The 13802-nt window shown below is 37.8% G+C and carries 10 protein-coding genes; 6 read left to right on the forward strand and 4 right to left on the reverse strand.

Going from position 1 to position 13802, the window contains the following annotated elements; all coding sequences use genetic code 11:
- Nucleotide 1: 1 nt before the first annotated feature.
- Together IWC72_RS06685 and IWC72_RS06690 are read right to left on the reverse strand one after the other, a co-directional pair.
- Complete coding sequence (locus IWC72_RS06685; protein ID WP_194529256.1) at nucleotides 2–2566, reverse strand: zinc-dependent metalloprotease; 2565 nt, start codon at nucleotides 2564–2566, stop codon at nucleotides 2–4.
- Between the two features lie 331 nt (nucleotides 2567–2897).
- Complete coding sequence (locus IWC72_RS06690; RefSeq protein WP_194529257.1) at nucleotides 2898–3653, reverse strand: sulfite exporter TauE/SafE family protein; 756 nt, start codon at nucleotides 3651–3653, stop codon at nucleotides 2898–2900.
- Nucleotides 3654–3736: 83 nt separating this feature from the next.
- Between IWC72_RS06690 and IWC72_RS06695 the strand changes: the two genes are divergently transcribed.
- On the forward strand, nucleotides 3737–5548 hold the full coding sequence (locus tag IWC72_RS06695; protein WP_194529258.1) for a sodium:solute symporter family protein: 1812 nt from the start codon (nucleotides 3737–3739) through the stop codon (nucleotides 5546–5548).
- Nucleotides 5549–5575: 27 nt separating this feature from the next.
- Here IWC72_RS06695 and IWC72_RS06700 read toward each other — a convergent pair whose 3' ends face one another.
- Nucleotides 5576–5992, reverse strand: coding sequence for a hypothetical protein (locus tag IWC72_RS06700; RefSeq protein WP_194529259.1), 417 nt, complete (start codon nucleotides 5990–5992; stop codon nucleotides 5576–5578).
- A gap of 216 nt (nucleotides 5993–6208) precedes the next feature.
- Between IWC72_RS06700 and IWC72_RS06705 the strand changes: the two genes are divergently transcribed.
- Nucleotides 6209–10009 (forward strand): transglutaminase domain-containing protein, encoded by a 3801-nt coding sequence (locus IWC72_RS06705; protein WP_194529260.1) that lies wholly within the window; start codon nucleotides 6209–6211, stop codon nucleotides 10007–10009.
- A gap of 1 nt (nucleotide 10010) precedes the next feature.
- On the opposite strand, the gene IWC72_RS06710 is transcribed toward IWC72_RS06705, so the two are convergent.
- Nucleotides 10011–10607 (reverse strand): riboflavin synthase, encoded by a 597-nt coding sequence (locus tag IWC72_RS06710; protein WP_194529261.1) that lies wholly within the window; start codon nucleotides 10605–10607, stop codon nucleotides 10011–10013.
- Between the two features lie 84 nt (nucleotides 10608–10691).
- Between IWC72_RS06710 and pdxA the strand changes: the two genes are divergently transcribed.
- The 4 genes from pdxA to IWC72_RS06730 all read left to right on the forward strand — a co-directional run bounded on the left by pdxA (nucleotide 10692) and on the right by IWC72_RS06730 (nucleotide 13797).
- Nucleotides 10692–11738 carry a 4-hydroxythreonine-4-phosphate dehydrogenase PdxA gene (gene pdxA, locus IWC72_RS06715; protein ID WP_194525411.1) on the forward strand — a complete coding sequence of 349 codons (1047 nt, stop codon included), beginning with the start codon at nucleotides 10692–10694 and terminating at the stop codon, nucleotides 11736–11738.
- A 159-nt stretch (nucleotides 11739–11897) separates the two neighbouring features.
- Entirely contained in the window at nucleotides 11898–12422 is a 525-nt protein-coding gene (locus tag IWC72_RS06720; protein WP_194525412.1) for a YceD family protein, read from the forward strand.
- Between the two features lie 6 nt (nucleotides 12423–12428).
- On the forward strand, nucleotides 12429–12626 hold the full coding sequence (gene rpmF, locus IWC72_RS06725) for a 50S ribosomal protein L32 (protein ID WP_194525413.1): 198 nt from the start codon (nucleotides 12429–12431) through the stop codon (nucleotides 12624–12626).
- A 178-nt stretch (nucleotides 12627–12804) separates the two neighbouring features.
- Nucleotides 12805–13797: a beta-ketoacyl-ACP synthase III gene (locus IWC72_RS06730; RefSeq protein WP_194529262.1), complete on the forward strand. Its 993-nt coding sequence runs from the start codon at nucleotides 12805–12807 to the stop codon at nucleotides 13795–13797.
- Nucleotides 13798–13802: the final 5 nt, after the last annotated feature.

The following is a 13802-nucleotide window of genomic DNA, read 5'->3' on the forward strand; positions in this document are numbered from 1 at the left end:
ATTACTGGTCATCATTGTTCTTGATCGATACTTCTCTTCGGAAAGGTATGAAGAGTGGGTCAACCTCCTTGGTCTCACCGACTACAGATTCAATCTCTCTTTTCAAGTAATTTAAATGAGCAATGGTCAACCTATCCGTCATTACGGGAATAGTTCTTTTAATTTTTCCCTGCAGGTTGATAAGGTTGTCCAGTGCCAAGGAACGAACATCCGTATTTGAGGTGTACCCCTTAGAAAGTTTTGCCAATATACCTTCTACCAAACCTTCGGCTTCATCTGGTTTGTATAGCGTTATTAGGTTTGACACGTATGATTTTTGTAATTTTCTTCGATACGCATTTGTTTGATAAAATACGTTCATATCTCCCCAGACCAACTGATTCAAATCATCCATATAATCTTCAGGAAGATAAGGGTCTTCATTTTCATAACGCTCAGCTATAAAGGTCATACGGCTTAAACGGCTACCTCCCAAAAGGTTCATCATAACGCTTTCCATAGTCTTGGTAACCGACTCTTTTGATTGTGGAGATTGTATGGCGTTCAAAATATCATTTCGTAACAACCATTTTGGTTCTTTAAAAATATAGTCGTTCAAAAATACCAATGCCTGCTTTTGTTTTTGCTTGTCTACAGGTCGATACACTTCGCCCTCTTCGCCCATGGTTTTGGGGGTTACATAAATTCCGCCTACATTTTTAGCAACGTGAAAAATATAGTCGCTATACTGCCCAACCAAATCTTTGTAAATCTGGTCAAGATTAGCATAGTCATCGCTACTTTTTTCTTGTGTCCATTTTTTTAGATACGGGGCTATTCGTTGTAAGTTAAGAATGCCGTACATGCTGGCTTGCATAGCATCATCACCTAAGTCTTCGGTCTGGGACCTAGGGTCAAAATCACGCCCTTCACCACCAAACCATAATCTTGGGTTAGACGAAACGCTGTCGACCACCATCTGGCTTAAAAGTTCTTTTTCATCGCTAATAGATAGTTCATCTGTGTAACGAGCATAGCCCCATTGAATGGCCCATTTGTCATAATCGCCAATGCGCGGCATTAAATCCTCGGCAGGAATACTGTCCTCAGGTTGCGCTACGTAATTAAATCGGGCATAATCCATAATAGAACTGGTATGGCCATTCTTTTCTAGAAATTCAGCATCCCGTAGTTTTTCAACTGGAGTTGCAGAACTGGCACCCATGTTGTGTCTTAGTCCTAACGTATGACCAACTTCATGAGAAGCCACAAAGCGAATAAGGTTTCCCATAAGTTCAGTGTCATATTCCATCTTTCTTGCACGCTCATCAACCGCACCTGCTTGAATCATGTACCAACTGTGTAACAGGCTCATAAGATTATGGTACCAACCAATATGGCTTTCTAGTATCTCCCCACTTCTTGGGTCTACAATATTGGGTCCGTATGCGTTTTTAGAAGGTGAAGCAAAATAGCGTAAAACTGAAAAACGAGAATCTTCAAGACTCATTGTTTTATCATTTTCAGGCCAAGGTTTACCTACTATGGCATTCTTGAATCCGGCCTGTTCAAAAGCTACTTGCCAATCGTTAATACCTTGAATTAGAAAAGGTCTCCATTTTTTTGGAGTGGCCGGGTCAATGTAGTAAACAATAGGTTTTTTTGGTTCTACCAACTCGCCTTGTTTCCACTTTAAAAGGTCTTCGTCTTTAGGTTCTAATCGCCATCTGTGAATATAAGTATTACGATCAACCTGTTGTTGGTCATCGCCATATTCTAAATAGGAGCTTGCAAAATATCCTACACGGGCATCATAAAGCCTTTTTCTCATAGGTTCTTTAGGAAGAAGGATAAAAGAGTTGTTAAGTTCTAGTGTGACTACACCAGCTAAAATAGCTGCAGGCAGTTCTTTTCTTTTGTCTGAGCCAGAGCGGGCTTTATAAGTCTTAACCGTTTTGATTTCTGTATTTACAGGAAACGAATTTATTTCCTTTATATAGGATTTATCTTTTTCAAGAGAGGTGAGTTTATAATCGTCTTTTTGATCGCCACTAAGTGCTAATAGCGGGTTCTCACCATTTATAAAATCGGTTACTTCAATCACATGGGATTGTTTGTTCTCGTTAGTTGCTTTTATAGTAAAAGCTTCAAGAATAGGGGTAATATTAGAATTGTTGACCGCTTTGGATATAGCGTCTTCTTCACTTGCGGAACTCACTAATGTAGCAATGCGAAGAAAAATGTTATTGGAGGGACCTTTTTCAAAAGTTATAGTGTTTTCCGAAATTTTTTCACCACCGTAATTACCAGCACCGGAAGGGGTTTTTATAAAACGTGTTACTACCAGCATCTCACGATTGAAAAGGCTATCGGGTATTTCAAAATAGTACTTATCGCCTATTTTATGAACATCAAAAAGACCGCTATTGGATACGGCTTCGCTTGTAATTAATCGGTCATACGCTTTTGCACTGGTTGATGCTAGACTTTCTACCTTACCATTTTTGTTCGATTTTCGGGCTATGCCAATTGTACTGCATGACGCAGCCAACAATAGCAACCCTATATATGTTAAAAGTTGTTTCATTGATATAAAATTTACCGATCCTATAATTTGGGATTACAGGTGATTATCGGTGTTCGCCCCTTAAAATGTGCCCGTGATGGGTCTTTGTATAATTAGCGAACGCCTCAGTTCTTACTTTAGTATGGTTTTGGCTGGGTCTTCTTTGTTTTTAACAAAAAAAATGTACTGACCATTAGTGGCTTACGTCTGTAATTATAGATATATACGGCAGTTTAAGCAAAAAAGACGAGTTTAAGATACAATTCTGATGTTTCTAATTCAACCAATTAAGAAAAAAATAGGAAAACCAAAATCCTTTGTAAGAATAACCTACGGAAAAGCGGTAATTTTATTATCTAATTAAAATCATAATAGCACCGAGTGCGGTTAACACCAGAATCATTTTTCGGTAAAAATCCTCTTTAATAATTTTTACTAGGCGAATACCCAGGAAAACACCAAGAATAATCCCGGGAATCAACTTTAAATCAAAAAGAAGAGTTTCAACCGTTATGGTTTCCCAAACAAAAATATGTAAGGGTAATTTCAACACATTAATAATTAGAAACAACCAAGCAGCAGTACCTATAAATTCGTTCTTTGGAACGCGCATGGCCAAAAAGTAAATATTACTAAAGGCACCTCCTAAATTTCCTATCATAGTAGTGATGCCGGCAATGGTGCCAACAAGACCCGCAAACAGCCAATGTGTGGGCACTGCTTGTGATTTTCGCCTGTCCCACCAATACATCATTACCACACTGCTTAAAATAATAATGGCCATGGCAATTTTGAACACACCTTCGTCTAAATCGTTTCCGATTAGTACACCGCACGTAATACCTACTAATATCCAAGGCAAGAATTTTATGATATGTGCCCAATTAGCATGGCGGTTGTAATAGATTACAGCAAAGATATCACCAACCACTAAAAGAGGTACCACAATACCTGTAGAGGCTTTTGCTGTAAATGCAAGGGCCATAAGAGTTACGTTAACAATTGCAATTCCTTTAATACCAGCCTTTGAGAGTCCAATAACTGTAGCGGCCGTAAACGCAAGGGCCCAAGCGGTAAGCGTAATGTCAAAAGAAGTAGATAAAAACACAGAAAGAGGTTTGGTTGTCAAACAGCAAAAGTATCCTAAAAAATAATATCTTTAAAGGCTAATCCCAAAACCAACGGCTCTTAATGGAATTATCTACTCTAGATTACAGTTTTATCACAGTTTTTTTCTCTATTGTCCTAGGTATAGGTTTTTATGTTTCTAAAAAGTCGGGAAAGAACTCTTCAGAGTTTTTTCTTTCGGGAAGAACTATGCCTTGGTGGTTGTTGGGACTCTCAATGGTAGCCACAACTTTTTCTACAGATACGCCTAATTTGGTAACAGATATTGTTAGAACCAATGGTGTTTCTGGTAACTGGGTTTGGTGGGCATTTTTAATAACAGGTCTTTTAACCGTTTTTGTCTACGCTAAACTTTGGCGAAAATCTAACGTAAATACAGATTTAGAATTTTATGAAATGCGTTATGGTGGTGCACCAGCAAGTTTTTTGAGGAAGTTTCGAGCAATTTATCTAGGAGCGCTTTTTAATATTATAACCATGGCTTCCGTAACCTTGGCGGCAATTAAAATTGGCGGTATCATGTTGGGTCTGGAACCTTGGGAAACCGTTGTGGGTGCAGGATTGATTACGGTTACTTTTAGTGCTTTAGGAGGGTTTAAAGGGGTAGTTTATACAGATTTTCTCCTGTTCTTTGTAGCTATGGCAGGTGCAATAGGCGCTGCATATTACTTGGTGAATATTCCGGAAGTAGGCGGTATTAAGTCGTTAATGGCACATGAAAATGTGATGAACAAACTTGATATTGTTCCTGATTTTAGCAATAGAAAAGCTTTGATTACACTTTTTATTATACCGCTGGCCGTTCAATGGTGGAGCTCATGGTACCCTGGTGCTGAGCCAGGAGGTGGTGGTTATATTGCACAACGTATGTTGGCTGCAAAAGATGAGAACCATGCTATTGGCGCAACATTTTTCTTTAATATAATGCATTATGCACTTAGACCATGGCCATGGATTTTAGTAGCCTTGGCATCATTGGTGGTATACCCGGATATTGCCAGTATTCAAGAGGCTTTCCCAAATATTGCAGAAGATAAATTAGGGCATGATTTGGCATATTCCGCCATGTTGACCAAATTGCCCAGCGGACTTCTAGGTGTTGTTTTGGCTTCTTTAATTGCGGCTTACATGAGTACAATTTCTACGCAATTAAACTGGGGTTCGTCCTATATAGTTTTTGATTTTTACAAGCAACAGGTAAACCCTAATGCAACGGAAAAACAAATGGTTGCTGTGGGTAGAATTTCTACGGTAGTACTAATGATTTTAAGTGCAGGTTTGGCGTTGGCACTGGAAAATGCGCTTCAGATATTTGATATATTATTGACGTTCGGTGCCGGTACGGGGCTCATTTTTATATTGAGATGGTTTTGGTGGCGAATTAACGCTTGGAGTGAAATTACGGCTATGTTCGCTTCAGGGGTTATATCCATCTTATTAAAAACAACGGCTTTAGGTTCTTTTCTTTTTGCTGAAACAACAGGAGTATTTCCTGATTGGTACGAGTATCCTTTTGTGGTTGTACTTACCTCCGCAATTTGGTTGACAGCAACATTCATGACACAACCGGAATCTAAAGAGACTCTTCGTTCTTTTTATAAACGTATTCAACCTGGTGGCCCAGGTTGGTCTAAAGTGGTTGATGACGCCAAAGCAGATGGAGAAAAAATAAAGAAAGACAATGAAAAGTGGAGTGTACCGCAAGGTATTAGCGCAATGCTTCTGGGTTGTGTGCTTATTTATACCATTATGTTCGCTACGGGATATTGGATTTACGGTAGAACCGAAGCTGCATTATTGCTTACGGGAATTGCCGTAGTCGCAGGTTTCTTACTTATACGAGCTTGGAATAAAATGAAGGAAAATATTCTATAAATACCATTAGTAAAAGGAGAAGTTGAATTATTCTGCATTTTCTAAAACAATCTGTAGAACTTCATTATCGTTGATTTCAACTATTGAAGTTGATTTAACTTCTCTTTTGTTACCATCAGCATCATAAGTGTAGGATTTGAACAAAACGGGTTCTCCATCCTCAAATACTGCTATTTGATAGATAGTACGAGGTCCTTGTTCTAATTCGGTTAGGCTATAGCCGTTAAGACTCTGGCCATATTCCTTTTCTGAACCTGTACCATGTCTTAATTTAAAGGTTACATAGTCTGCTGAAAATTCAGTTGAGTTTGCAAAAGAAATTCCTGTATCGGTAGAAATTTTTGCTTCTCCGCTCACAAGAGCTGTCTCTTCTTCATCTTTTGAACAGCTCACTGAAATTATCAGGGCTACACTGCAAAGTAGGTATACAATGCGTTTTTTCATAACTCTATTTTTTTAGGAGGATTTGGGGTCTCCTGATTTGGGACGGTGCTATTTGCTAACACCTTATGAATCAACGTCTGTTAGATCGGGTTATTGTATTAAATCGTTGTTTGGTAATCAATATTAAGAAAGGGAAAGGTTCTACAAAGGGGAGCATACCAATTAAGGAAAACGTACGTTATAAATTATCCAAACCTTAACCAAACCAACCTACACATGAGATCTTATCGTCTTCTATTAGTGGCTTTTGTCTTTTCGGTATCTTGTTCCCAAGCACAAGAAATCAAGAAAATTGAGCCGTATTGGCAGCTTCTTTTAAAAAACCAGAGGCAAGAAGCGCAGACCAAATTTCAGAAAAAGAATAAAGGAGGTTTGTCAGGCATGCTAACAGCTGAAATAATTGCCAATGAAAATGGCATGTTTACCTCTCCAAAAGGTTTTATTAACGATGTAGTTGCTCAACCAGATTTTGAGTACTATCTGTATGCGCTGTGGAATAATAGTTTCTTTTTTGATTCTTATCTAGGTTCTGGTTTCAATAGGAAAAATATAGCCAACATAAATAATATACCACTTGCATCAATTAAGAATACAACGGTAAAAGAAGCACTTCGGTATTTGAAATCTGCAGTGGCGCAACATTCTGATGATTGGGAAACCTATAATCAACTTAACGATGCTATTCCTGCTATTAAATCATGGCAATTCTGCGGTAGTTTTGAGAATTTAAATGGTAGTGGTCTGGCTACGGAATATGTTCCTGAAACGAAAGCTATTTCCTCAACGGATTTTAATGCCAATAGTAATGGATTCATTAATTGGTACGAACAAAAAGGAAGAGAGAAAGAAGCATATCAATATTATTCCAATCATTCTGAATATGGAGGTGGTGTAAATTATGCACAGACTTTTATTAGTAACCCAACGGCAAAGAAAGCTGTAGTTCGTTTGGGGAGTTCATCTTTTGCAAAAGTTTGGTTGAATGATGTTTTGATATATGAAAATACAAATGATGGTATAACAGATTTAGATGCCTATAATGTACTTATAAATCTTCCTGCAGGTAATAACCGACTGTTAGTTAAAAGTGCCGATCAAAGTGGAATTGCCTATTTCATTGTTAGGGTTACAGATGAAAAGGGTAATGCCTTTAACGACTTAAAATATAACGCTGTACCAAGTACATATCAAAAAAGTTCATTAACGGACATTGCTCCTAAAGCGCTTCCGCATGCTGTTGAAATATTCTTTCAGAACAAATTAAAGAAAGACCCAAATAACTTCTTTAATACGGTTTGTTTGATAAGTGCTTACCTCAGAAATTCAAAATTCAATGAAGCTAAAGCAACGTTGCAGCCTTGGGTGGATGCTTATCCTGAAAGTTCATTTTTGAGAAAGTACCTCATTGATTGTTATACTAAAGAAAAAGACTTTGCTTCTGCAAAAGAGTTACAAAAGAATATTGAAAGTGATGATGAAAAATACTATTTGTCATACATCTATCGGTTTGAAGATTCAAGAGAACTTTTTAAACTGCCATTACCGGAGTTTGAAGCTTTTGTAGAAGAATTTTCAGCTTCGACGGATATGGATATTCTAAAACAATCGGCAAAATTACTACTTCATATAAGACAGGAAGACAAGTCCGCTGTAAAGGAAACGTTGCGCATAATTACAGAAGAGTACAAGGACCAACTGAGTATTCTCAAAGTATACCTCAATATTTATTCGGCCTATTTAAATGAGGATGATAAGGCAATTGCAATCCTAGAGGATATAGATAAAAACTATTTTGATTACAGTGCGTTAAAGTCGCTTGCTAGTTTCTATAACAAACAGGATAGGAAGGAAGAAGCTCTGGCGCTTTTTGAAAAGCGCTACAATTTAGTGGACCATGATAACATCTACCTATCAGATTATATAGCGTACCAACATGAATATAAAAAGTATGAAGAGTCTCTGCCATATATAGATGAGATGCTTAAGAACTTCCCCTATTCATTTGTGGCTATGGAATTAAAAGGTACTGCTCTTGAGCAATCCGGACGTAAAAAAGAGGCCTTGGTTTGGTATGAAAAATCATTGAAGCACAATGGGGCTAATTCCGCTTTGCGAAAAAAAATAGACGATTTATCCAACGGTAAGGATTATCTAGAAGATTTGGCAACACCCGATATATATGAGTTTATGGCCAAAACTCGTAATAAAGGGGTGAAGGGCAACTATGGGTATAATTATTTGTTAGATGAAAGTTTGCTTCAACTGTATCCGGAAGGTGGCGGAAAATCTCAGACACGTTATGTGGTTGAAATTACTAGCGACAGTGGTATAGAATCTTTAAAGGAAGTGAATCTGGGTCTTAGTGGTAACTATCACATTACAAAATCTGAAATTGTAAAGCCGAATAAAAAGATAGTTCCGGCATCAAAAAGTGGTTCTAGCATCGTTTTCAATAATTTAGAAATAGGTGATATTATTTATGTGGATTATGAAAGCAGTTATTCTAGCAGCGGACGGTTCTATAAAGACCATGTAGACTATTTTCAGTTTGATTCTTTTCACCCTATTCATAAAAACACATTAAAAATTTTAGTGCCCAAGGGTAAGGAATTCACCACTAAAACGCTCAACGGTGAGGTGAAGTATCAAAAGCGAAACATAGATGATTATGTATATCACCAGTGGGAAAGCATTGACCAAAAAGAAATGACCCCAGAAGAAAACTATATGCCAAGCCTTAGTGATGTGGCCAGTTATGTGCATGTGAGCACCATAGGTTCTTGGGATGATATTGCCAATTGGTATTCAGATTTGGTACGCCCGCAGATTGTCATTAATTCGGATGTTCAGGAAGCGTTCAAATCAATTTTTCCTTTGGGGAGCGATGCATTTTCAGAAGACGAGAAAGCATCCAAAATCTATTACTACATCATGGAAAACTTTAGTTATAGCCATGTAGGCTTTAGGCAAAGTGGTTTTGTTCCGCAAAGACCATCAAAAACCATAAAATCCAAATTGGGCGATTGTAAAGATTTTTCAACCTTGTATGTAACCTTGGCTCAAATGGCCGGTTTAAAATCGCATTTGGTTTTAGTGCTTACTTCAGACTATGGCGAAAGTACAATGGTACTTCCTAGTCAAGATTTTAATCATTGTATTGCCAAAGTATTCATAGATGGCAAACCCCAGTATTTGGAATTAACGGATAATAATATGCCATACAAGTCCATACCTACAAGTTTGGAAAGTGCTACCGCTCTAGATATCCCTAACAAATGGTTGAAAGACGTACAAAAAGGTATTTATAAATTAAAGGATATAGATCATACCGCCACCGTCTTGGAAAGCAATATGGAGTATGTTATTGGAGAAGGTTCGCATCAGTTACAAATAGAGTCTGTTTTAAGCGGAAGTATCAATTCTCATTACGCAGCTATTTTTAAGGAGAACAATTATGAGGTGGTAAAAAAGAGCATTACGGACGATTTTAAAAGTAGAATTTCTGAGGATTTTACTTTTGACAGTATTCGCAATATTGAATACGAACTTCGTTCGCCCGTCCTAAAATACACATCAGATTTAACCGTAAACGAAAAGTTAGACGAGATTGGAAGCATGCGGGTATTCCGTATTCCAGCGGTAAACAATGCATATAACACATCAATCATTCAAGATGATGAACGTGCCTACCCAATTGATTATTTGTTATACGAAAATGCAGATGTCTATAAGTCTAGCTATGTTATCAAATTAAAAGAAGGAGAGCGTTTTGTTGAAATTCCTGAAAGTGCCGATTACAGCTTCAATAAACATTCTTTTAAGATTGATTATGAGTTGGCAAAAGAAAATGAGTTGCATATTAAAATTGTAGCGAAAACTTCAAAAGAACGTATCGCCGCAGAAGATTACAACGGTTTTAAAGCGTATGTAAAGGCAGCGCTAGATGCTAAGCAACAGCTAATCGGTTTTAAGAAAAAGAAAAAAGAAACTAAAGTTAGCTTTTCAGGCAAAAAGTGATTTATGCCTTATTCTGGTAAGACATTAACTTTGCTACATATTTGCCAATAACATCAAACTCAAGGTTTACCGTTGTACCAATTTGGTATGATTTAAAACGTGTGTGTTCGTAGGTGTATGGAATAATGGCAACGCTGAAGCTATTCTTTTCTGAATTTATTACGGTTAGGCTTGTACCATCTATAGTTATAGAACCTTTTTCAATAGTAGGATTTCCGGTGCCCGCATCATATTCAAAGGTGAAAAACCAGCTGCCGTCTTTTTCCTCAATAGCTTTGCAAACTCCTGTTTGGTCCACGTGGCCTTGAACAATATGCCCATCTAAGCGGGAACCAAGAATCATGGCGCGCTCCAAGTTTACGCTTTCACCTTCTTTTAGTTCATCTAGATTGGTTTTCTGTAAAGTTTCGTCAATGGCCGTTACCGTATAGGTGTCTTCATCTAATGAAACCACGGTAAGGCAAACACCATTGTGCGATACGCTCTGATCGATTTTTAATTCTGGCGTTAGCGAGGATTTCACTGTAATATGAAGGTTGCTACCATCTTGTTCTAATTGCTTTATTTCGCCCAAAGTTTCGATAATGCCCGTAAACATGTTCCGTTAAATTTAAGTAGTTTTGTACCTTAGATTGATAGAGATTGTTTTGACAATATCTCTAGGGCAAAGGTAAAGAATAAGATGCAGGAAGAAGGAAAAATTAAACTAGGTATTTCAATAGGCGATTTAAACGGAATAGGTTGCGAGGTTGTTCTCAAAACCTTTGAAGATGCTCGCATGCTAGATTTTTGTACGCCGATTATATTTGCATCCAACAAAACTATTTCTTTTCAAAAAAAGGAATTGGGTCTAGATATCAATTACCATGGTATTACAGATGCTTCAAAAGCGGTAGACGGTAAAATAAACGTGGTTAATGTTTGGAAAGAAATTCCCAAGACCAAGTTTGGAGAAGCTACTGAAGAAGGCGGAAAATATGCGATAAAATCGCTAAGAGCTGCCGTTGATGCTCTTAAAAATGATACCATAGATGCTTTGGTAACGGCACCTATCAATAAAAATAACATTCAGGCTGAAGATTTTAAATTTCCGGGCCATACAGATTTTTTAGCTCAAGAACTAGAAGGCGAAAGTTTAATGTTCATGGTAACGGATGAGCTTAAAGTGGGCTTGTTAACTGACCATGTTGCGGTAAAAGATGCTCCGGCAGCCATAAATGCAATATTGATCAGAAACAAAGTACGGACCATAGAAAAATCCTTACAAATGGATTTTGGTATACGTGCCCCCAAAGTAGCGTTGTTGGGTATTAATCCGCATAGCGGTGATAATGGTATTATCGGCAAGGAAGATGATGAGGTTTTAAAACCTGTTATCAAAGAAATGTCAGAGGCCGGGCATTTGGTTTTTGGGCCTTATTCCGCAGATAGCTTTTTTGGTTCTGATGCCTATAAAAATTTCGATGCTATTTTAGCCGCTTATCACGATCAAGGGCTTATACCTTTTAAGACCCTTTCATTTGGTAAAGGTGTTAACTATACCGCAGGGTTATCTAAAGTGAGAACATCCCCAGACCATGGAACAGCTTATGAAATAGCAGGAAAAGGCAAGGCAGATCATAGTTCTTTTAAAGAAGCGGTCTTTACGGCATTGCATATTTTTAAGAACAGAAAAGAATACCAAGAACTTACAGAAAACCCTTTACAGAAGCAGCGTGTAAGGCGTTAGAGGGGCGTTTTTGTGGTGCTGAAACGTGTTATTTTTGAGAATTGGTCTGAAAGATAGGCGAACTTATTGAATTCCAATTAAAAAAGGGTTGTAAGTTTATTAAATAATAGTATCTTTGCACCCGCCTTTAATCGGGCGGTGTATTAAAATAGTGTTGAAATGATGAAGCAAAAGGAGTTTAACATTCCTTTCTCTGGATTAGGACAAGGAAAACACGAATTTGAGTATACGATTAATAACCCGTTCTTTGAATCTTTTGGGTATGACGAGTTCAATGCTGCAGACGTTAAGTTGCATGTAGTTTTGAATAAAATGAGCACAATGCTCGAGTTAGAGATGAAAGCCCAAGGCACGGTTAACGTAAATTGCGACCTGACCAGCGAACCTTTTGATTTGCCTATTGAGGCAGATTTGGAGTTAGTGGTCAAGTTTGGGGAAGAGTTTAATGATGAAGATGATGAGATTCTGATTATTCCTCATGGAGAACATCAGGTCAATATTGCGCAATACGTATACGAAATGTTAGTGTTGGCCGTACCGCAGAAAAGAATTCACCCAGGGGTATTAGACGGTACGTTGCAATCGGAAGCATTAAAAAAGCTTGAAGAATTGCAACCCAAGAAAGAGAAAAAAGAAAGTGATCCCAGATGGGACGAATTAAAGAAACTGTTAACGGATAAATAAGTTTAAATGGCACATCCTAAGAGAAAAATATCGAAAACCAGAAGGGATAAAAGAAGAACACATTACAAAGCGGTAGCACCAACTTTGGCTACTGACCCAACTACTGGTGAAATGCACTTGTTCCACAGAGCGCACTGGCATGAAGGTAAACTTTACTACAAAGGTCAAATTTTGATCGACAAGACTGAAGAAGCCGAAGCATAAACGTATTGGTTATCTTATAATGAATTCACGACTCCCGTATTTAATGACGGGAGTTTTTTATTTCTAGTACTCAAATCTCAAAAACGCATAGTTTTACAGGAAAAATTGATAAAAATTGATTAATTTTCACCAATTTTGAGGCATTTTTGAAGGTTTCTGATATCAAATCGACTTTAAGATGAGTAAAACAACGGCAGCAATTACAGCTGTAGGAGGATATGTTCCTAAATTTGTACTAACCAACAATATGTTGGAAGACATGGTAGAGACCAATGATGAATGGATTGTCTCTAGAACGGGAATTAAAGAAAGACGGGTGTTGAAACCTGAAGAAGGAGAAGGTACTTCGTACTTGGCAATCAAGGCGGCACAAGACCTTATCCAAAAGAAAAACATAGACCCAAAAGAAATAGATCTTATAATGATCGCTACGGCTACACCAGACAGTATGGTGGCCTCAACAGCGGCTTTTGTAGCATCCGAAATTGGAGCCGTTAATGCATTTGCCTATGATCTTTTGGCGGCATGTTCCAGTTTTTTATTCGGAATGTCTACCGCTGCCAGTTATATAGAATCTGGCAGGTATAAAAAAGTGTTATTGATAGGGGCAGATAAAATGTCCTCAATAATAGATTATACAGATAGGACCACATGTATTATTTTTGGTGATGGAGCCGGGGCAGCATTGTTCGAACCTAATGAAGAAGGTCTAGGTTTGCAAGATGAATACTTAAGAGCAGATGGTTCAGGAAGACAATTTTTGGGTATGGATGCAGGTGGCTCTTTAATGCCTGCAACAGAAGAAACGGTAAAAAATAGAAAACACTTTATATATCAAGACGGTAGAACTGTGTTTAAGTTTGCTGTTTCGAACATGGCAGATGTGGCCGAAAAAATTATGCAACGAAACAATCTTAAGGATACTGATGTTTCGTGGTTGGTTCCACACCAAGCTAATAAAAGAATCATAGATGCTACGGCCAATAGAATGGGTCTGGACAACTCTAAGGTTTTAATGAACATAGAAAGATACGGTAACACCACATCGGCAACCTTACCGTTGTTATTGGCTGATTTTGAAGGCCAATTGAATAAAGGAGATAACCTTGTTTTTGCCGCTTTTGGCGGAGGTTTTACCTGGGGTTCCATTTACCTAAAATGGGCGTATTAATAAAA

The organism is Zobellia roscoffensis, assembly GCF_015330165.1.
Classification (GTDB): Bacteria; Bacteroidota; Bacteroidia; order Flavobacteriales; family Flavobacteriaceae; genus Zobellia; species Zobellia roscoffensis.